Genomic DNA, 21,937 nt, shown 5'->3' on the forward strand with positions numbered 1-21,937 from the left:
ATTTTAATAACTGCCCGTGAGGTTTTTATTTGGTCAGGAATGACATGATGGATGCTTTGCTATTTATTTCGTTTTTATCAAGCCCGGATCCACAATTTCATATCCTTTTTCCCGTAAACCAGATACAATTTCTTCTAGCGCATCAGCAGTCCATTCCCGGTCATGCATCAGCAGGTTGGCTCCATTTCCCAATAATTCCGTATTGACCATTATATCAGCGAGGGCTTCTTCATCCATGTATTCCTCATTCCAATCATAACCGTACGACCAATTCATGAGAAGCATCCCTTCCTCTTTCGCAACCTGCTTTGAATAATCGGTGTTCTGGCCATTTGGAGCGCGGAAAAATTTCGGTCTTTCACCGATGATGTCCTCAATCAAATCATTTAAACGGACAATTTCATTTTTTTGTTCTTCTTCCGTGGCATCGACTAAAGCCTGATGATGGTAAGTATGGTTCCCGATTAAAAATCCCATCTCATGTATTTTTTTTAATACCTTCTTCTTTTCTTCATTTTCTAAAAAGTGTCCATTGACGAAAAAAATTGCCTTGGCATCTAAATCTTTCAATGTTTTGGCCATTTCGAGAGCGTGCTTGTCCGGAGCATCGTCAATAGTCAAGAGGACCACATTCTCTTCCGCTTCGTCCTTAATCGGTTTGATTGACCAATTATCTGTCAGCTCATATTGGGGCTCTATCGCTCTATCATCCGGTCCGCTTTCAGGAGATGCTGTTTCTTTATCATGTTCTTCACTGTTGCCTGGGTCCTTCTGTTCTTCTTGTTCTTCAGTTATGTTATCCTCATCTGTTTTTTCCTGAGTATCCTCTTTGTTTTCAGTTTGTTGATTTTCTTTGTTGTCAGGACCTGCCGAAGTAGATAAGTGGCTACAGCCGGCTAGAAAGAGTATGCCGATGATCCCAATCCATAAAATCTTGTGCTTCTTCAAAAAATTACCTCCTGCTGTTTGTCGTTTCCTGTCTCCTCATTATAATTAATCCACTAAAAGTTGGGAACCATTAGAAGCAATATTTTTCTAGTGAGAAAGAAGGATTTTTAAAGTGTTTAGTGGCTTCCAAGGAGGGGTAATCATATTCTATGTGTTAATTTCTGTCGAGTTTTGGCGAAGCAATTCATTCCTCCCTTCCCTATTCATGAAAGAATTTCCTCCAAAAACATGGACATATTAAGACCGTTCCCTGATCACCAGGTAAACTGCAAACCATTTTGAAAGATGGTCATTTTATGTTTTAATACATAATTGTGGTTTTATTAACAACTAGGTGTACGTTAACAAAATAATAAAGGAAAGGAACGAGGGAAAATGAATAAAATAACTAGAGTTTTTTATATTTCTCTTGCTGTGGCTATCATTTTTATCGTCTGGGGTCTCATACCGGAAAGTGCCATGCCTAATGGCAACCTGGACAACGTGACCAGTATTGTACAAGGATTCATTGTTGAAAAGTTCGGCTGGTTTTACTTATTATCAGCAACCGGATTCCTGGTTTTTGCGATTTTCTTGATTTTTTCTAAATACGGAAATATTCGTCTTGGAAAGCCAGAGGATCGCCCAGAATATAACTACCTGACCTGGTTTGCTATGCTATTCAGCGCCGGCATGGGCATCGGTTTAGTGTTTTGGGGAGCTGCGGAACCGCTATCCCACTTTCATACACCGCCAGATGGAAATATTGATGAGGGTTCTGCGGAAGCAGCCCGGACAGCAATGCGTTACAGCTTCTTCCATTGGGGATTGCATCCATGGGGGATCTATGCCGTCATCGCACTGGCCCTTGCCTACTTTAAGTTCAGGAAAGGTGCTCCTGGATTGGTAAGTTCCATTCTTGAGCCATTATTCGGCGAAAAAGTAAGAGGCGGCTGGGGCACCCTTGTCGATTTTATCGTAGTGTTTGCGACCATCTTCGGTGTGGCCACTTCACTCGGTCTCGGAGCTATCCAAATAAGCGGTGGACTTGCTTTCATCTTTCCAGGCATAGACCGTACAATTACGGTGCAATTAATCATAATTGCCATTGTAACAGTGTTATATTTATTGTCGGCAATGACAGGACTTAACAAAGGCATAAAGTATTTAAGTAATACAAATATCGTATTGGCCATTCTGCTTATGCTGTTTTTACTATTTGCCGGACCGACTAATTTCATCATGGACTTATTCACGACTTCTCTCGGGAATTATGCAGCCAATATTGTCAATATGAGCTTCCGGCTTACACCTTTTGATCAGGATAATACTTGGATTCAAGGCTGGACGATATTCTACTGGGCTTGGTGGATCGCATGGGCTCCGTTTGTCGGTACGTTTATAGCCAGAGTATCAAAAGGAAGAACAATCAGAGAATTCGTGTTAGGCGTCCTTCTGGTACCTACTATTTTTGGTGCATTATGGTTCTCTGTATTCGGCGGTTCTGCAATAAACCTTGAATTCTATGGCGGCCAGGACATCATTCATTACGTCAATGATATGGGATCAGAAATTGCCTTATTTGCAGTTTTGGAGTCCTATCCACTCGGTTTAATCATGTCGATTCTAGCTGTATTGCTAATCAGTACATTCTTTATCACATCAGCTGACTCAGCCACATTTGTGTTAGGAATGCAGACAACAGGCGGTGGGTTGAATCCGCAAAACCGTGTTAAGTTTGTTTGGGGGATTATCCAGTCTGCTGCAGCAGCTATTCTTTTGTGGCGAGGTGGTTTGGAAACATTGCAAACGGCTTCTATCATTGCTGCTTTTCCGTTTGCAATCATTATGATTCTGGTCGTGTTTTCATTGGTCAAGTCCTTCCGTGAGGAAGCAGCGTCAGTGGATTTACGCCGACCTAAAAAAGAAAATAGATAAAGCGTTAAGTAGCTGGATCCAAAAGATCTCGGCCAACAAAAAAACCGAACGAGTTCGAGTCTTTATTTCGAATCAACGTTCGGTTTTTGTTTTTATTCTAGTGTAATTATATCTCCCTGTCATAGCATGAAAGCTGATCCATCGGCAATTTTTTCTGCTCTCGCTTTTCATATAACCCGTGAATGTACTTGCCAAATAAACTACACTGTATCAGAAGAACATGGCACTCTCAACAATACAGCTGTTTTTATTTCATATTGTTACACAAACCGTACTCCTGTTTCATTTTGTTAACAATTAGGTTATAGAAGCTAATACTGACGATTTTTTTGTTATGATGTAGCTATACGACATCAAACAAAAGGAAGGTGCGGCATATCACTAAGCAAAGATGGCTTACCTTTATTTTTGTGGGCTTAATTTTAATTTCAACTAGTTGTAACGCGAAGCATCCAATCGAAGAAATAAGTTTCGCACCGAGTGATTACCAGGTCTTTTTTTATTCAACCAATTCATATCCAAAAATAGAAAACGAATATTTAACAGCTATTTTGGATTTAAAACACAAATATCCTGAACAAATGGATAATATAGAGCGGAAAGAAACAACAAAAGAAGCCGCTAAAAGAAAAGAAATTGGAGAATATCCATCACTTGTTATTGTTAAAAATGGAGAAACAATTTCAACTTTAAGTGGAGATACTAAAAAATCAGAAGTATTACAGCATTTGCTAAAAACAATTAATTAAGAATAACGCTCGTCTTTCCCCGCCTCCGACAAGTTAAAATCTTTAGTCGGTGGTGGTTTTTTTGGTTCTATTTATATGTGGTGGTGTGATTGTCACTCTCCCTTCTCTTTATTACTGACTTATCCTAATATAAATAGTAAGCTTACCTATGCCGCAAGGAAATATATTCACTTTCCCTGCCCGGGCATCCTCGCAAAGCGCACTGCGGGATCTTAGCCAACCGTTTTTCCGCAGGGCTCTCCTCATATTCCTCTGCTAGGCTGTTTCGCCTCTGGAGAGTCTCTCTAACCGCTTGCTGCCATGAATTATCATGCCTTCAACACTCAACATTTTTAACACCGAAGAAATCCTTTATCTTACTGTTATTCCCTCGATAAATTCCTGTAAAATCGACATATAAGCGACTGTAAGATCTCTCGATTGTATTTTAAATACGACGATATTCCTCTAATGTTTGAAGCAGGCTTCCAATTAAGATAGAGAAGAATCTGCCTTGTTTTTAGCAGTTGATAACAAAAATATTTGGAGTAATCGATTGGTAGATCTACTTGTTTATTTATGCTCCCTAAACTGCTCGAGCCCCTCAGAGAGGACTCCCAAAATCCAATATTGGGCCGGAGGCACTCACACTTTTATCATTAAAAAAACTCCAGAAGATTGATCTTCTGGAGTTTTTTTCATTTAAAATTATTTAGCAATATGAATCGGTGAACCAAGAGCAACTTCTGCTGCCTCCATGGTAATTTCACCAAGTGTCGGATGAGCATGAATAGTAAGTGCAAGATCTTCAGCAGTCATTCCTGCTTCAATCGCCAAGCCAAGTTCAGCAATCATGTCGCTGGCATTTGGACCGGCAATCTGTGCTCCGATGACCAACCCATCATCTTTTCTAGTGATAAGTTTTACAAAGCCATCACTATCATTAAGAGATAATGCACGGCCGTTCGCTGCAAATGGGAATTTGGAAGCTTTTACTTCATACCCATCATCCTTGGCACTTTGCTCATCATATCCAACTGTAGCCAATTCTGGCTCGGAGAATACAACAGCAGGGATACCATTGTAATCAATCTCGGATTTTTCTCCACCGATTACTTCGGCAGCTACTTTTCCTTCATAGGACGCTTTATGAGCAAGCGGTGGGCCTGAAACAATATCACCAATGGCAAAGATATTATCTACGTTTGTGCGGCACTGCTTGTCTATTTTAATCAATCCTCTGTCGTCCAACTCGATACCGACCTGTTCAAGACCAATCTCTGCAGTGTTCGGACGACGGCCGACTGTTACAAGAACATAATCAGCTTCGATAACCTCTTGATTATCTTTTACCTCATAAGTTACTTTAACGCCATTATCCGTCTCTTCGACGCCTTTAGCCATTGCGTTGGTTACAATTTCTACACCTTTAGACTTCAGACGGCGTTTCACAAGAGAAGTCATTTGCTTTTCGAAACCGCCAAGGATATCTTTTGTTCCTTCTAAAATCGTCACTTGGGTTCCGAAGTTAGCATAAGCAGTTCCTAACTCTGTGCCGACATAACCTCCGCCGATCACTACCAATTTCTCAGGAATTTCCTCTAGGTTAAGCGCTCCAGTGGAATCCAGAACCCGATCGGAGAATTTGAAAGTCGGAAGTTCAATCGGACTTGAGCCCGTTGCAATAATACAGTTGTTAAATGTGTACGTTTGAGAATTTTTATCGTCCATTACTTTCACTGTATTTTTATCGACGAAGTAAACTTCCCCTTTAACAATGTCCACTTTATTCGCTTTTAAAAGTCCTTCCACGCCGCTGGTCAATTTATTGACCACAGTACCTTTCCATTCTTGAACTTTTGAGAAATCAACACTAACGTTTTCCGCTTTAATTCCAAGTTCATCTTCGCCATGTGCCTGTTCGACACGATGACCAGCTTGAATCAAAGCCTTGGAAGGAATACAACCGACATTTAAGCAAACGCCTCCCAAATTGCCTTTATCGACAATGGTGACCTTCTGACCGGTTTGGGCAGCCCGGATGGCGGCTACATAGCCGCCTGGTCCAGCGCCAACTACTAGTGTATCTAATTCGATTGGGAAATCTCCTACTACCATAATTTACGCCTCCATCATAATTAATTGTGGATCGTTCAACAGACGCTTGATTTGATTTAGTGCCAATTGGGCTGTAGCGCCGTCTACGATACGGTGATCAAAGCTTAGGGATAGTGTCAATACTGGAGCTACCACAATTTCACCGTCGCGTACAACAGGTTTTTCGGCAATACGTCCAATTCCTAGGATAGCTGCTTCTGGGTAGTTAAGCACAGGTGTGAACCACTGTCCGCCTGCAGAACCGATATTAGAAATAGTGCTTGAAGCACCTTTCATTTCATTCGGACTTAGTTTACCATCTCTTGCCTTGACTGCCAATTCATTGATTTCTTGAGAAATGGCAAAGATGGATTTAGCATCAGCATTTTTCACAACTGGTACTAGCAATCCTTTATCTGTATCAGCAGCAATACCGATATTGTAATAATGTTTTTGAACGATTTCGTCGGTGTTTTCATCAATCGATGCATTTAAAATCGGATATTTTCTCAGGGATGAAACCAAAGCTTTTACTACGTATGGTAGATAGGTCAGCTTGATTTCTTGTTCGGCAGCAACTGCTTTGAATTTCTTTCTGTGTGCTACCAGCTCAGTAACATCCACTTCATCATGAAGTGTTACGTGAGGAGCTTTTGTTTTCGAATTAACCATCGCTTTAGCAATAGATTTACGGATGCCGCTCATCTTCTCGCGAGTTTCAGGGAATTCGCCTTCTGGTACTGTTTGAGAAGCAGCTGGAGCAGCAGATTTGTCCTCAGCCGGCTGTTGTTCTTCTGCTTGATCGGCAGCTGGCTTCTGTCCTCCGTTCAAGTAACTGTCCACATCTTCTTTGGTGACTCGACCGTTTTTGCCTGTGCCCTGTACCTTCGCGATTTTTACATTGTTGTCACGAGCATATTTGCGCACAGAAGGCATAGCAATGACACGTTTGTCAGAATCTTCATCACTGTCCTCTGCACTTGCAGCAGGCTGTTCTTGGTCAGCAGCAGGTTTTTCTTCTGACTCAGACGCTTCTTCTTTTGCAGGAGCTTCTTCTTCTCCACTGTCTTCTGATTCATAACCTTCTGCGTCAAGAGTGATAATGACGTCACCTACAACGGCAACCGTTCCTTCTTCCACCTTCACATCTTTGACTGTCCCCTCTACTGGAGATGGGATTTCAACAACGGCCTTGTCGTTTTGCACTTCGCAAAGCACGTCATCTTCATTGACCTGGTCGCCTTCTTTTACGAACCATTTTACTATTTCACCTTCATGGATACCTTCACCGATATCCGGAAGCTTGAATTCAAAAGCCATTTATATTGCCTCCTATCTCAGGTTCTCTTTAGAAATTAACTACTTGGTTGACTCTTTCAATTATGTCGTTATAGTTTGGAAGCCAAACTTCTTCTGCTTGAGAGAACGCATATACTGTATCAGGAGCAGTAACTCGCAATACAGGTGCTTCCAGATGAAGAATCGCACGTTCTTGAATTTCAGCAATAATATGCGCTGCCATACCAGCCTGGCGTTGTGCTTCCTGAACCACTACTACACGATTGGTTTTCTTCACAGATTCCAAGATTGTATCCATATCGATTGGCATTACGGTTCTTAAGTCGATTACTTCCGCGCTTACACCGTTCTTTTCAAGCTCTTCAGCAGCTTTCAAAGAAGAATGGACCATTGCACCATAAGCTACAAGAGTAACATCCGCACCTTCACGTTTCACCTCGGCTTTTCCAAGATCAATCGTATATTCTTCTTCCGGCACTTCCTCTCGGAAAGAACGGTAAAGCTTCATGTGCTCAAGAAAAACGACCGGATCATTGTCGCGGATGGATGAAATCAACAAACCTTTTGCATCATAAGGAGAAGAAGGAATGACAACTTTCATACCAGGCTGTTGGGCAATTAATCCTTCCAAAGAATCGGCATGCAATTCTGGAGTGTGAACGCCACCGCCGAATGGTGAACGGATTGTAACAGGCTGCGCCTTTGTACCGCCGGAACGATAACGCATACGGGCCATTTGACCATTGATAGCATCCATCGCTTCATAAACGAAGCCAAAGAATTGAATTTCAGGTACTGGACGGAATCCTTGCAAAGCAAGACCGATGGAAATACCGCCGATGCCTGATTCAGCAAGCGGGGTGTCGAATACGCGGTCTTCTCCGAATTCATCTTGCAGCCCTTCAGTGGCACGGAAAACACCACCGTTTTTACCGACGTCTTCCCCGTAAACCAGCACATTTTCATCATTTTTCAACTCTGTGCGCAAGGCATCTGTAATTGCTTGGATCATTGTCATTTGAGCCATGATTTACTTCGACTCCTTTTCTGTGTATTCTTCCAACTGTTCTTCCAGATGGGAAGGAAGTTCTTCATACATATTCTTGATAAGGTCTGTTACCTTTTGTTTTGGCTGTTCGTCGGCTTTTTTAATTGCCGCTTTAATTTCTTCTTTTGCCTGTTCAATTACTTTATTTTCTTCCTCTTCCGACCATAGGCCTTTCTTCTCAAGGAAGCTTCGGAAACGTACAAGCGGATCACGTTTTTCCCATTCGTTATCCATGTTTTCTGTACGATAACGAGTCGGGTCGTCACCTGCCATCGTGTGTGGTCCATAACGATAAGTCAATGTTTCAATCAAAGTAGGACCTTCCCCGTTAATGGCACGTTCACGCGCTTCTTTCGTTGCTGCATATACAGCCAAAACATCCATACCATCTACTTGGATTCCTTCAATTCCTGCAGCAACCGCTTTTTGAGCCAATGTCGTAGCTGCAGTTTGCTGCTCAACAGGTACAGAAATAGCAAATTGGTTGTTTTGCACCACAAAAATTGCCGGAGCTTGATAAGCACCCGCAAAGTTGATTCCTTCGTAGAAGTCACCTTGTGAAGTACCGCCGTCACCAGTATAAGTAATCGCAACGGATTTTTTACCGCGGCGCTTCATTCCAAGTGCTACGCCGGCAGCTTGGGTGTATTGAGCCCCGATAATGATTTGAGGACTTAGTGCATTTACGCCTTCAGGCATTTGGTTGCCATGGAAGTGACCACGAGAGAACAAGAATGCTTGATACAACGGCAGACCATGCCAGATCAATTGTGGTACATCACGGTAAGCCGGAAGAATAAAGTCTTCCTTCTCCAACGCATAATGTGTTCCCAATTGAGAAGCTTCCTGCCCGGCAGTCGGAGCGTAGAATCCTAGTCGCCCCTGTCTATTCAGCGCAATAGAGCGTTGATCCAGGATACGGGTATAGACCATTCTGTGCATAAGTTCTTTCAATTCATCATCCGAAAGATCAGGCATGGCATCTTCATTGATGATCTCGCCATCTTCATTCAGAATTCGAAACGTTTCAAATTGGCTTTCGATGTTTTCAAGAGTACGTTTCAAATCGACTCACCTCTTCCTTTCTCTTATCCATTAGATTTGTCCCCGCCCATACGGGGTAAGTAATACTACTGAGTGGGCCGAAACAACTTTTTTCGGCAACTTGAACAGAAAGCACGCACAAAGGCAATATTCCTTTATGGTTCTAGCCTTCCCCAAAGTTTAAAAAATCTGTACCAATTATGATAAAAATACAATACCCTTTATTACAATTACTTAATCGTTTGAAAAAGCAATCAACAAACTGTTACATAGTTTATCTTTAAATTGACTGGTACAATTTTCACTCTGGTTTAATTTTAGCTCATTCGTATGGGATGGTCAAACACTTTACCTTTGTGGATTGTATTTTTTTCTAAGAGCAAATTCCTGGCGTGATATCAGCCAATACGACAGCCTTCCATTATATCTTAAAGCTGTTTCAAGTTTTTTAGCTTACTGTATCAATAGGTTTTAGCAAATTCATAATGGAGTGGAGACACACCCGACATAATTCCTCCTCCCGATAAAGAAAGATTGCCGATCAAAAAGCATGCATGCACGGTCTTTCTATATATTTAAATGGGACTTCTTCTCTCCTTTGTTGCTTTTAAAGATTAGTACATAATTTGCTTGTTTTTTCGTTAGATAATTGATCGCTATATCAATATAGGGATTTGTGCTAGGAATCCTGATAGAAATGAAGGTACTAATAGAAGTTTCGTTTGTTACAATTTTCAGGTAACCAACAGTCTTAGACAATCAAAAACCCCCCAGTTTCAGTGTGGAGGGTTCAACTAATTATTCATCCTTTGTGCTTTCTTGATCCTGATCGGCTTCTTGAGTATCGTTTTCCGATTCGCTTTGTTTGTTCGATTCACTTTCCGATTGCTTCTCATATTCGACATTGAGTTCTGCCTGTTCATAAAAATCTTGCTTCAATTGATTATAGGCTTCCGTTTTTTCATTGAATGTTTCATTAGCAGCAATTACGTTGTCATAATTTTCATTGATCCTATCGATTTGCGACCTTAGATCATCCTCTTTCAAATCTTCCTGCTGCAACATTTGATACAACTTTCGATCCTGCTCCAAGGCTGAATGGTAAGCCTCATTCAATGCTTGGTATGCCTGCTCCCTTTCATCCATGACACTGATCATCTCTTTGGCAGTAGTTTGAACGTTGTCATCTTCCAATTCATCTACCAAGGGTTTAACGTTATCGAATTCTTTTTTTGCAGATTCAATGCTTTCTTTTTCCGCGTTCAGTCGCTCTTCCCGTTTATCTATCAGCCCCAAAGCTTCCTCTGACAATTCTTTCACTTGATCGAATTCTTCCATCCCTAAGGAGATGATTTCATTATATAACTCTTTTTCCTGCTGCTCGAGTTCCACTAAAGGTTGCTGTTGTTCCGCAAACCCATCTTCCTGTGAAACTGCCTCCTCTAAATGCTCGTACATTTTTTCTTCCGTGGACTGACTATTACAGGCAGCCAGCACTACTAATAACATCCCTAAAAGGATTATAATACGATTCCTTGGCAATGATTCTCCTCCTATCTTCCAGTTGAATATCTTTTATGTAGTTTCAATTACGTTTTCAATCATATAATAAATTCCACGGTTTATAAAGCGGTTTTTCCTACCGCAATGTCCCTAGTTTTAGTTTATGAGCACAGCCTTCAAACATTCTTGTTTGTCCGGAAAAGTATTTCAATTCCCGCTTTTCTCGGTAATGTGTTAAACTAAAAATCACCATAGTTTGCAGCTTAGGAGTGAAAGATATGATAACAATGGATGATATTGTCCGGGAAGGCAATCCGATTTTAACAAAAACTGCTGAAGAAGTTTCTCTGCCTGCAACAGAAGAGGAAACAGAGACACTTAAGGAAATGTTGCAATTTCTAAAAAACAGTCAGGATGAAAAAATTGCCGAACAATATAATTTGCGTGCAGGGGTAGGGCTCGCTGCTCCACAAATAGGAATTTCAAAGCGAATGATCGCTGTCCATTTAGAGGATTTCGATGGCAAACAATACAGCTATGGGCTATTCAATCCGCGAATAGTCAGTCATTCTGTTGAGAAAGCGTATCTTTCCACAGGAGAAGGTTGTTTGTCCGTTGACCGAGAAGTCCCAGGTTATGTCCCTCGATATGCAAGAATTACTGTAAAGGCAACTGACCTGGAAGGAAATCCAGTTAAACTTCGACTAAAGGGATATGCAGCCATTGTTTTCCAACACGAAATCGATCATTTAAACGGCATTATGTTTTACGATTATATTAATCCAGTTAATCCATTCGAAGCACCGGAAAATTCCAAACCAATAGAATAAACATAAACAAAAAAGGCTGTCCGGCAGGTTGATATGACCTGTAGGACAGCCTTTTACATTCGACGGCTCTTTACACTTTTGGAAAGCTCTTACCATACGCATAGCAACGGTGATGCAGCACAAATAGAAGATCAGATCACTCTTTAAAAAGCTACAACAAGCCGATTTGCATCAGCCCTTTTGCGAGACCTGCCTCATCAACATTTCCGATAACATGGTCTGCCACAGCTTTCAATTCTGGTACTGCGTTCCCCATTGCAACCCCTGTTCCAACGTGTTTTATCATTTCAATATCGTTGAGACCGTCACCAAATGCATATGCTTCTGCACGACTAAGTCCACTCGCCTCGATCAGCTTTTCCACACCGACAGCCTTAGATCCTCCTCCAGGCAAAATATCACAGGAGTAGTCATGCCATCGGATGAGTGTAAAAGAATCATCGTTGTCCAGATACAATTTTTCTTCTTGATCTTCACAAAACAACAATGCCTGATATATTTGCTTTTTATAAAAGTAGTCCGGATCCACTTCCGGGTATGCATACTTTAAGCTGGACAGACTATCCGCAATGAATCGGTCCTCCTTAACGGATGCCCGCATCCCTTCATGGTTCATGAACACCATGGCATGTCCAGACTGTTCTGCTTTTTTAGAGAGAGCGTTCAACTGCTCTACCGTCAACGTATGCTCGTAAACAGTTTCGCCTTCGAAAACGACGTATTGGCCGTTAAAGCAGACGTATGAATGGATATCCAATTCTCTGCGAATATCTTCAATCATAAAAGGAGCTCTTCCTGTCGCAATTGCAACATAAACCCCTTGTTCCTTTAGCGACTTCACTGCTTGTTTGGTTTCTGCCGGTATCTTTTTTTCATGATCTACGATGGTTCCGTCTATATCGAGAAACACAATTTTATCAACCATTTTTCTTCCCCCTAGATCCATATTGAACAGCTGCCGATTGATGCGGCGCTCCGCTTATCATTGGATTCACAATAAATAAGCATTTCTGCTTTAAGCTAGTATAAGTTGACTCGTTCAGTAAAAAATATCATTACACGAGGCAGCAAAAAACTCAAGAAAATTCGGCTGAAACAGAAAAAAATAAATTTAGAAGCGCGTTTCTATTTCAATATTTGCCATTTCATACTATACTATAAATTAATAGGGATTGGATCGGTAAACGTTTTTCTGTTGCTTTTCTTTGTGTATAAGGAAAGGAGCTGTATGTAATAATGTTAAAACGTTTGAGGGAAAAGTTGAAAAAACAATGGAAAGGTCTGTTAGGACGCGGTCGCAAAGGCGTACCTAGTACATTTGAAAATGATTGCCGCTAAGTGAAAACCCTGCTGCGTTTGATTACTTTTTGTTACTGAAAATAAACACGCTATGAAAAAGGATATAACTGGTAATACATCATTAAGGAGAGATATATTTTATGGTATATAAAGTACTTTACCAGGAGTTACCGGAAGAAGTACCAGTGCGGGAGCGCACGAAAAGCTTATACTTTGAAGCTGAATCAGAAAGACAAGTTAGAAAAGAACTAGCCAGTCGCAACATTAATATCGAGTTTATCCAGCAACTTGATGAAACACATTTGGAATATGAAAAACAATCCCCTGATTACAAAGTGGAGTCGGTTTAGTCAATGAAGTTCGTAAAGAATGATCAGACAGCCGTATTTGCACTTGGCGGGCTTGGAGAAATCGGCAAAAATATGTATGGAATTCAATTCCAGGATGAGATTATCATCGTGGATTCGGGTATAAAATTTCCCGAAGATGAATTGCTGGGCATTGATTATGTCATTCCTGACTATACCTACCTAGTGCAAAACCAAGATAAAATCAAAGGGGTATTCATTACCCACGGACACGAGGACCATATCGGCGGGATTCCATATCTGCTGAAGCAAATCAATGTCCCAATATATGCTGGAAAACTTGCGATTGGATTAATCAAAAACAAACTGGACGAGCATGGTCTTTTGCGAAATGCGAAGTTAAATGCATTTCAAGAAGACGACGTCATTAAATTTCGTAAAACATCAGTTACCTTTTTCAGAACCACTCATAGCATCCCTGATTCCTATGGAATCGTAATCAAGACACCCCCAGGAAACATCGTTCATACCGGAGACTTCAAATTTGATTTCACACCGGTAGGAGAACCAGCAAACCTGGCAAAGATGGCCGAAATCGGCAAAGAAGGTGTTCTCTGTTTATTATCAGACAGTACAAACAGTGAGGTACCTGGTTTTACCAAGTCCGAGCGCGTAGTAGGGGAAAGCATCAGCGATATTTTCGCAAGAACTAGCGGCAGATTGATTTTCGCCACCTTTGCTTCCAACATCCACCGGCTCCAGCAGGTAGTCGAATCAGCCGTGCGGCACAACCGCAAAGTGGCTGTTTTCGGCAGAAGCATGGAAGCGTCCATCAATATTGGTCAGGAGCTTGGATATATTAAAGCTCCTAAGGATACCTTTATCGATGCTCATCAGCTTAACAGACTTCCGGCAAATGAAGTGACGATTCTTTGCACAGGATCCCAAGGCGAACCAATGGCCGCCCTTTCCCGAGTAGCCAATGGAACGCACCGGCAAATTCAAATCATCCCTGGCGATACGGTTGTATTTTCTTCCTCTCCAATCCCTGGAAACACCGTAAGCGTCAGCAGAACGATCAACATGCTCTATCGGGCCGGTGCGGATGTCATCCACGGACCATTAAATGACATTCATACTTCGGGACACGGCAGCCAACAGGAACAAATGCTGATGCTGCGCCTTATCAGGCCTAAGTATTTTATGGCGATACACGGAGAATACAGAATGCTGAAAGAACATACAAAACTGGCCAACGCATGTGATATTGATCCAGGAAATTGTTTTGTCATGGATAATGGTGATGTACTGGCGCTTGGCAAAGATAATGCTGCGGTAGCCGGTAAAATCCCTTCCGGATCCGTATATGTTGACGGCAGTGGTATCGGGGATATCGGAAATATTGTTCTCCGTGACCGTCGTATTCTTTCAGAAGAAGGCTTAGTCATGGTAGTCGTTAGTATCAATATGAAAGAGTTCAAAATCGCCTCAGGTCCTGACATTATTTCCCGTGGTTTCGTGTACATGAGGGAATCAGAAGATCTTATCAAAGAGGCCCAAAAACTCGTTTCAGCACATTTAAACAAAGTAATGGAGAGACGGACAACACAATGGTCGGAAATCAAAAATGAGATTACCGATACAATTGCCCCTTTCCTATACGAAAAAACGAAACGGAAGCCTATGGTCTTACCAATCATTATGGAAGTTTAATTAGAAAACGGAGACTGACCGCATTTATTTCAACTGCTGGTCAGTCTCCGTTTTTACTTATATGAATTTAGAAAAGCATTATGTTACACTACATCCTGCTCATACCACGACATTAGACAGAAAGCCGAAGTTAACAGATTCTATATAAGTAAAACAACGAACGGATTCGAATGCTTAAACTTCGAATCACCGTTCGTTGTTGTTTACTTTGGCACTATTAACTTAATGGCGTTTTCCTTTTTAGTCCTCATCTACAACCAAGTGTTTTTCAAACCTGCTTATATCCTTATCTGCTCCAATGACAATCAATACATCATCATGATCAATCACTTCGTCCGGCATTGGTGATACATTAATATCTTTAGCCTGTTTAATGGCTACGACGTTGCAGCCATAATTTGCACGAATATCCAAATCAATCAACGTTTTTCCACTCATCTTCCTGCCAGCCTTCACTTCCGCTATGCTATATTCATCTGATAATTCCAAGTGGTCAAGAATATTGTTGGAAATCATGCTGTGGGCTATCCTTTTCCCCATATCCCTTTCTGGATGGACAACATGGTCTGCACCAATCTTATTTAATACTTTTTCATGGTAATCGTTTTGGGCCTTGACCGTTATTTTACTAATTCCTAATTCCTTCAGCATCAAGGTCGTCAAAATACTGGATTGAATATTGTCACCAATTGCGACAATCACGTGATCAAAATTCCTTATTCCCAATTCTTTTAACACCTTTTCATCTGTCGTATCAGCAATAACTGCATGTGAAGCAATATTTTTAAACTCATTGACCTTATCTTCAGCCAAATCGATTGCCAATACATGCATTCCTTCTTTACTAAGTTCGCGACAAATACTTCCTCCAAAGCGGCCAAGTCCGATGACTGCGAATTCTCTACCCATGACTCTTCCTCCATATCTAATCACTGCTTTCATCATTTTACCATATTTCCTGACGAAGAGGCAGGGGAAAGCTACTTTTTCCCTTTTACATAATCTGCATCAAATAAAAACATGCGCATCAGCATATACAGGGAAGGGATCAATAATAGCAAGCCTAATATAAATGCAATCACCAGTGCAAGCCCCATCGCCTCATGGGTGGCCCCCTGCTCCACGGTCACATATGGATATAACAAATATGGAAGGTGACCTGCTCCGTATCCAAAGAAGGCAAAGAAAAATTGCAGCATCACGCAAATAAATGCGCATCCATAGTAAATGCCCCGGTATATGAACCACATTGCAGCAGAAAAGAAAGCGAGTGACAATCCGAACATCCACCATAAATCAATCATATTTTGATAGTGTTCGATGTTATGCTGGCTGAGTGCGATAAATGTAGTCAAAGAAGCGATAATGGTTGGAAAGCTCCAAAACAGAGCATATTTCCTGACAAGTTCCAATGCCTTTCGGTCATTCGCCCGGTTTGCATAAAAACTAAGAAACGCCGAACTGATATAAAGCACAGAAACAATCGCCAAGAACACAACACTCCAGGAATAGGGACTTGTAATTAATTCTCTGGTAAGCAAAACAACCCCTTCTCCCGTTTCTTGTATGAAACCACCTTCCGAGATAGTCATCGCTGTCGACAAAGATGCAGGAATAAGAAGTCCGGTGGCGCCATACAGAAACATATAGAGATTGCTTTTCTTCGACCCATAATTCTCAAATGCATAAAAGGAGCCCCTTACAGCCAGTAATACAATAGCAATGCTGCCAGGTATCAGCAAGGTCTGACCGTAATAATAAGCAGTATCAGGAAAAAATCCGACAAGACCAACGAAGAAAAAGACAAAGAAAACGTTGGTCACTTCCCATACGGGTGAAAGGTATCTGGATATCAACTGGTTGATAATATGGTCTTTGTTGGTCAGTTTCGCATAAAACGCATAGAATCCTGCACCAAAATCAACCGATGCCACAATCAAATAGCCATAAAGAAACAGCCACAGGACGATAATTCCTATCATTTCATAACTCATTGGCCATCATCCTTTTTTGCAATGTGAGGAAATCGCTGCTCAAGTTCTAATTCCACCGGGTTGTTTTTGAAAAGCTTTCTCAAAACTCGGACACCGATGACCCCCAAAATGATATATAATCCTAAAAACAGTAAAAACATCCAGCCAACGTGTGGAGAGGTCGTCGCGGCCTCTGCCACCTTCATATAACCTCTCAAAATCCATGGCTGGCGACCCACTTCAGCAAGAATCCAGCCAAATTCAATTGCAAGCATGGCGAGCGGACCATTAATAATAATCAGCCATAAAAGCAGCGGATGCTCTTCGTTCCAGCGGCGGATTCGCAGTGAAATCAAATAAAGCATGGCGATTCCCAAGGCAAACATGCCGAGCGTTACCATTCCGTCAAACAAATAATGGATCCATAATGGAGGTACCAATTCTTCATCGAATTCCTCCAATCCTGTCACTTCACTATTGAAATCACCAAAAGAAAGAAAGCTTAAAAAGTTTGGCAGACGAATGGCATGCTCTACTTCATTTTCCTCATTTAGCGTTCCAAACAATAATAAATCGGCACCTCTTTCCGTATCGAAATGCCATTCATAAGTCGCAAGTTTTTCTGGCTGGTGTTCTGCTAAATATTTGGCGGATACATCCCCTGCAATAGCAGTGGCGAGTGCAAAAACCAAAGTGGATATCATCGTAAGCTTCAACGCTTTTTTATAGTACGGATTGGTTCTTTTCTTCAATATGTTAAACGCAGTAATGGCAGCCAGTATAGCGGCAGATGCCAAATAAGCGGAGGTTACCACATGAAAAACTTTGGCAGGTGTCGCCGGATTCAAAATAGCAGCAATTGGATCAATGGACGTAATGGTTCGTCCGTTTAATTCAAAACCTTGCGGTGCGTTCATAAACGCATTTACCGTCGTAATAAATACGGCTGACATAGTCGAACCGATGATGACAGGTATGGATAATATCCAATGATAAAATGGGTTTTTGAAACGATCCCAAGTATATAAGTATGCCCCCAGAAATATAGCTTCAAAAAAGAATGCAAAAGTTTCCATGAATAGCGGAAGACTGATGACGTTGCCGGCTATTTGCATAAAGCTTGGCCATAATAAAGACAACTGAAGGCCGATTGCAGTACCTGTCACCACTCCGATTGCGACGGTGATTACAAAACCTCGTGTCCACCTTCTAGCCAGCAGGATGTAATGCGCATCCCCCTTTTTTATCCCGATAAATTCTGCAATCGATACCATCAACGGGACCCCGACCCCTATGGTAGCAAATATTATATGAAAGCCCAGCGTCATCGATGTCAACGCTCTGCTCATCGCTACACTATCAGCAAACAAACCGCATCCTCCCTTTCTGTTTCTTCCATAATTCCTGACAGATATAACTCTATCTAATTTTATTTTCCTTTACAGGACAGGGATAAACAGGAAAATCACACCCGTTTCCATGCTGAACGATTTGTGAATATGAAATCAGACGACTTTTCCCACTATATGCATCTGCTTTGCCAATAATACAAAAGCTGCCCACTCGTTCGTGGGCAGCTTTTGTATCATAGTGTATTCAACATTTGAAATTGTGATTTAACCAAGTCGAAGTATTCTCCGCGTCGTTGCATTAATTCCTGATGGTTGCCTTTTTCTAAGATCTTCCCGTGTTGCAAGACAATGATCTGGTCCGCTTCTCTTATTGTGGAGAGACGGTGCGCAATCATGATGGCCGTACGTCCTTTCAACAACTTGCGTAAAGCCTGTTGAATTTTCATTTCTGTCTCCGTATCAATGCTTGCCGTCGCTTCATCCAAAATCAGTATTCGCGGATCCGCCAACAATGCCCGAGCAAAAGACAGTAATTGTCGTTCACCAGCTGATAAAATGTTTCCTCTTTCTTCGACCTCCGTTTGATATCCATCGGCCAGCCGGCGGATAAACTCATCCGCACCGACTACTTTTGCCGCTTCAAATACCTCTTCGTCTGAAGCATCCGGTCTACCGAACCGGATATTCTCCATGATGGTACCTGAAAATATAAAGGTATCCTGAAGCACGACACTGATATTCTTTCGCAGACTATCAAGTTTTAAATCACGCAAGTCGTTTCCATCTATTTTCACAGCACCTTTGGTAGGATCGTAAAATCTACTGATCAGGTTTGCTATCGTCGATTTCCCGGATCCGGTATGCCCTACTAGTGCAACGGTCTGGCCGGGTTTCATTTCTAAAGAAATTTCGTGTAAAGCAATCCGGTCTTCATCGTAAGAAAACTGTACTTTATCAAATTCGATATGACCTTTCATCTTGTCAATCGTCTTCGCATCCGGTTTCTCTTCAACGTTCGGTTGTTCGTCGAGAAATTCAAAGATTCTTTCCGAAGATGCCATTGCAACCAGTAATTGATTATAAATCTGTCCAAGACGTGAAATCGGCTCCCAAAACATACCGAGGAAAAAGGCAAACGAAACAAACGTACCGATTTCGATTCCGCCGTTTGCTTCCCCCAGCAATAATAAATGCGATCCATAGGAGATGAGAATAACGGTACCAATCGCGTTACTCATTTCGACAAATGGACCGAAGTAAGCACTTTTTTTCGTAGCCAGTCGTTCACTTTCAAAGTTATCCGTATTTACACCATTAAAAAACTCGGTATTTTCTTCTTCCTGCGAGAAAGACTGCGTAATCCGGATTCCCTGCATGCTTTCATTCAAATGGGAATTCAGCCTCGATTTCTGAATCCGGACATCCTGCCACGCACGTCGAATATTACGCCGCAGCTTTGTTGAGATGTAAAACATGATTGGTAATACGACCATGACTGCCAACGCAAGCGGAGGGCTGAGCACAAATAAGATGACTACGATACCGATTAGCATGACGACATCCATCAACAGGTTGATGATTCCATTTGTAAATAACTCTTGTAGCGAGTTTACATCGTTCAAAATCCGGACAAGAATCGAACCGGCAGAACGTTTATCGAAAAAATTATGGGACAAATGCTGAACATGAGAGAAGAGATTCCTTCGCAAATCGTAAATCACATTCTGCCCAAGTATGTTAACCCATTTTATCCGAAAAGTGTTTGCAAGATAACTCACTAAATACAAAATCGATATACCAATGACAAGGTAAGTCAAGAAGCCGGTATCCTTATCTTTTATCGCTATATCAATCGCCACTTTCCCTATCAGAACAGGCACGGCCATTCTGATCAGCGTGGAAATAAACATGGCGATAATCGCGCCTGGAACCAGTTTTCCGGTGTATGGTTTTACATATCCCAATAGGCGAAGCATTTGTTTCCAGTTAAAAGGTTTCTCCACTGCCTGGTCCAACGGATAATAGAAACGGTTAAGGTGCCTGCTTTGCTTGGGCTGATTAGCCATTGTTTTTGCCATACTATTCCCCCCTTTTATTTTGTAGCACTCATGATTTCTTGTTTATCTTGGTATTGAATATCGTAGATCCGCTGATACGGTCCTCCGTTCGTCAACAGTTCTTCATGTCGGCCGCGTTCAACAATTTCCCCATCCTCTAGGACCAACACCTCGTCTGCATGTTTTAAAGAAGAAATTCGATGGGCGATGATGAAAGTAGTTCGATCTTTCATCACTTCTTTCAACGCCTTCTGGATTTTAAACTCTGTTTCCATATCGACTGCCGAGGTGGCATCATCTAATACTAGAATGCTCGGGTCAATCAAGATGGCCCTGGCAATTGCAATCCGTTGCTTCTGTCCTCCGGAGAGTCCCATTCCTCTTTCGCCAAGCATGGTTTCATAGCCAGCAGGCATTTCCATGATAAAATCGTGTGCCTGTGCACGCTTGGCCGCATCCACAATTTCATCCATGCTGGCATTAGGATTGCCGTATGCAATGTTTTCTTTTATAGAAGTGGAAAATAAAAAAGACTCCTGCAAGACAAAACCGATATTGCGGCGCAGTGATTTAAAATCATATTCCTCCACTTTTCTTCCGTCCACCAGTACTTCCCCCGCTTCCGGTTCATAGAAGCGTGTAATCAACTGAGTAATACTCGTTTTACCTGCACCTGTCGCTCCGATTAAACCAACCACGGTTCCTGGAGGTGCGTCGAAAGATATATTTTTTAGAGCAGAGTCATCATCCTCTGAATAGGTAAGTGTCACATGGTTAAACGTAACATGGCCTTGCAATCGCTGAACTTCTGCGGGATTTTCGATGTTCTGAATGTCTTCTTCGGCCTCAAGGATTTCCAATAACCGTTCCCCGGAAGCTTTCGCCTGCGAGAACATATTAACGATAAATCCAAGCTGCATCAATGGGCCCAGTATATAATTGACAAGGCTGAAAAAAGCCACGAGAGCGCCCATACTAAGGGACCCGCTGATGACCAAATAACCACCGTAAGCGAGCAATGCAACCATGCAGATATTCCCGATAAATTCCATGAGCGGGAAGTAACGAGCCCAAATATGAGAGGTGGCAATATAATTATCTTTGTAATTATCATTCTTATCGGTAAAACGATAAATTTCAAAATCCTCTTTCGAAAGCGACTTGACCGTATTCATTCCGCTGACATTTTCCTGGATTCTTGTATTAAGCCTTCCCATCGATTTTCTGATTTTCCGGAAGGAAGGATGAACACGCCGATCAAATTTATAAACAACAATTGCCAGAAACGGCATAGCAGCCATTGTTACAAGAGCCAAAGGAACGGAGTAGTAAAACATGACACTCAGACTCAGAACCATCAACAAAACTACTTTGATCAATTCCTTACAACCAGCAGCAAGGAAAAATTTGAAACCTTCCACGTCCATTGTCAAACGGGACATTAGATCCCCTGTTCTAGCGTTGTCATAATAAGTAAACGAAAGCCTTTGCAATTTTTGATATAAACTATCCCTTAATGTGTAAACAGATTTAACACCGAACAATTCTCCTAAGTACTGCTGAGAAAAATTTGCTACTCCTTTTACGGCCATTATCAGTATAAATCCCACTGATAAATACGGAATCAACGAGTATTGGCCCTGTAATACGACATTGTCGATGGTCAATTGCAATACCACCGGGTAAATGACTGTTATTGCCGTAACCAGCATGACGAAAAACAAGGAAGCAAAAAACAATCTTTTAAATGGCCAATAATATTGTTTTAACTTTTTAAAAGTATCCAAGACTATCCCTCCTCCTGATGATTTTTTCACGTAT

The 21,937-nt window shown here is 41.6% G+C and carries 17 protein-coding genes; 5 read left to right on the plus strand and 12 right to left on the minus strand.

The window, feature by feature from the left end:
* Positions 1–63: 63 nt before the first annotated feature.
* Positions 64–948 carry a polysaccharide deacetylase family protein gene (locus BLR82_RS02965; RefSeq protein WP_074597502.1) on the minus strand — a complete coding sequence of 295 codons (885 nt, stop codon included), beginning with the start codon at positions 946–948 and terminating at the stop codon, positions 64–66.
* 375 nt (positions 949–1,323) lie between these two features.
* Here BLR82_RS02965 and BLR82_RS02970 point away from each other — a divergent pair, with 375 nt between their 5' ends.
* Positions 1,324–2,865 (plus strand): glycine betaine uptake BCCT transporter, encoded by a 1,542-nt coding sequence (locus tag BLR82_RS02970; RefSeq protein WP_074597503.1) that lies wholly within the window; start codon positions 1,324–1,326, stop codon positions 2,863–2,865.
* 368 nt (positions 2,866–3,233) lie between these two features.
* Positions 3,234–3,614, plus strand: a complete 381-nt coding sequence (locus tag BLR82_RS02975; RefSeq protein WP_074597504.1) for a hypothetical protein — start codon at positions 3,234–3,236, stop codon at positions 3,612–3,614.
* Positions 3,615–4,301: 687 nt separating this feature from the next.
* On the opposite strand, the gene lpdA is transcribed toward BLR82_RS02975, so the two are convergent.
* From lpdA to BLR82_RS03005, 5 genes are all read right to left on the minus strand, one after another.
* Entirely contained in the window at positions 4,302–5,711 is a 1,410-nt protein-coding gene (lpdA, locus tag BLR82_RS02980; RefSeq protein ID WP_074597505.1) for a dihydrolipoyl dehydrogenase, read from the minus strand.
* A gap of 3 nt (positions 5,712–5,714) precedes the next feature.
* Complete coding sequence (locus BLR82_RS02985; protein ID WP_074597506.1) at positions 5,715–7,010, minus strand: dihydrolipoamide acetyltransferase family protein; 1,296 nt, start codon at positions 7,008–7,010, stop codon at positions 5,715–5,717.
* A 28-nt stretch (positions 7,011–7,038) separates the two neighbouring features.
* Positions 7,039–8,016 carry an alpha-ketoacid dehydrogenase subunit beta gene (locus BLR82_RS02990; protein ID WP_074597507.1) on the minus strand — a complete coding sequence of 326 codons (978 nt, stop codon included), beginning with the start codon at positions 8,014–8,016 and terminating at the stop codon, positions 7,039–7,041.
* 3 nt (positions 8,017–8,019) lie between these two features.
* Positions 8,020–9,102 carry a pyruvate dehydrogenase (acetyl-transferring) E1 component subunit alpha gene (gene pdhA / locus BLR82_RS02995; protein ID WP_074597508.1) on the minus strand — a complete coding sequence of 361 codons (1,083 nt, stop codon included), beginning with the start codon at positions 9,100–9,102 and terminating at the stop codon, positions 8,020–8,022.
* Between the two features lie 777 nt (positions 9,103–9,879).
* The gene (locus BLR82_RS03005; RefSeq protein ID WP_245693632.1) at positions 9,880–10,623 is read right to left on the minus strand and encodes a YkyA family protein; all 744 of its coding nucleotides are present in this window, start codon (positions 10,621–10,623) and stop codon (positions 9,880–9,882) included.
* A 239-nt stretch (positions 10,624–10,862) separates the two neighbouring features.
* On the opposite strand from BLR82_RS03005, the gene def reads away from it, so the two are divergent.
* A complete protein-coding gene (def, locus tag BLR82_RS03010; protein ID WP_074597510.1) occupies positions 10,863–11,414 on the plus strand; it encodes a peptide deformylase in 552 nt (183 codons plus the stop codon).
* A 151-nt stretch (positions 11,415–11,565) separates the two neighbouring features.
* Here the strand turns inward: def and BLR82_RS03015 are convergent, their stop codons facing one another.
* Positions 11,566–12,339 (minus strand): Cof-type HAD-IIB family hydrolase, encoded by a 774-nt coding sequence (locus tag BLR82_RS03015; RefSeq protein WP_074597511.1) that lies wholly within the window; start codon positions 12,337–12,339, stop codon positions 11,566–11,568.
* Positions 12,340–12,853: 514 nt separating this feature from the next.
* Here BLR82_RS03015 and BLR82_RS03020 point away from each other — a divergent pair.
* A complete protein-coding gene (locus BLR82_RS03020) occupies positions 12,854–13,063 on the plus strand; it encodes a DNA-dependent RNA polymerase subunit epsilon (protein WP_074597512.1) in 210 nt (69 codons plus the stop codon).
* Positions 13,064–13,066: 3 nt separating this feature from the next.
* The gene (rnjA, locus tag BLR82_RS03025) at positions 13,067–14,734 is read left to right on the plus strand and encodes a ribonuclease J1 (RefSeq protein WP_074597513.1); all 1,668 of its coding nucleotides are present in this window, start codon (positions 13,067–13,069) and stop codon (positions 14,732–14,734) included.
* Positions 14,735–14,974: 240 nt separating this feature from the next.
* Here rnjA and BLR82_RS03030 read toward each other — a convergent pair whose 3' ends face one another.
* From BLR82_RS03030 to BLR82_RS03050, 5 genes are all read right to left on the minus strand, one after another.
* Positions 14,975–15,643, minus strand: coding sequence for a potassium channel family protein (locus BLR82_RS03030; protein WP_074597514.1), 669 nt, complete (start codon positions 15,641–15,643; stop codon positions 14,975–14,977).
* 71 nt (positions 15,644–15,714) lie between these two features.
* Entirely contained in the window at positions 15,715–16,728 is a 1,014-nt protein-coding gene (locus BLR82_RS03035) for a cytochrome d ubiquinol oxidase subunit II (protein ID WP_074597515.1), read from the minus strand.
* The gene (locus tag BLR82_RS03040; RefSeq protein WP_074598250.1) at positions 16,725–18,056 is read right to left on the minus strand and encodes a cytochrome ubiquinol oxidase subunit I; all 1,332 of its coding nucleotides are present in this window, start codon (positions 18,054–18,056) and stop codon (positions 16,725–16,727) included. The genes BLR82_RS03035 and BLR82_RS03040 overlap by 4 nt, the downstream gene beginning before the upstream one ends.
* Before the next feature lie 236 nt (positions 18,057–18,292).
* Complete coding sequence (locus BLR82_RS03045) at positions 18,293–20,137, minus strand: ABC transporter ATP-binding protein (protein WP_074597516.1); 1,845 nt, start codon at positions 20,135–20,137, stop codon at positions 18,293–18,295.
* A gap of 14 nt (positions 20,138–20,151) precedes the next feature.
* The gene (locus tag BLR82_RS03050) at positions 20,152–21,903 is read right to left on the minus strand and encodes an ABC transporter ATP-binding protein (RefSeq protein WP_074597517.1); all 1,752 of its coding nucleotides are present in this window, start codon (positions 21,901–21,903) and stop codon (positions 20,152–20,154) included.
* Positions 21,904–21,937 lie beyond the last annotated feature (34 nt).

Source organism: Sediminibacillus halophilus (assembly GCF_900103695.1).
GTDB lineage: Bacteria > Bacillota > Bacilli > Bacillales > Amphibacillaceae > Sediminibacillus > Sediminibacillus halophilus.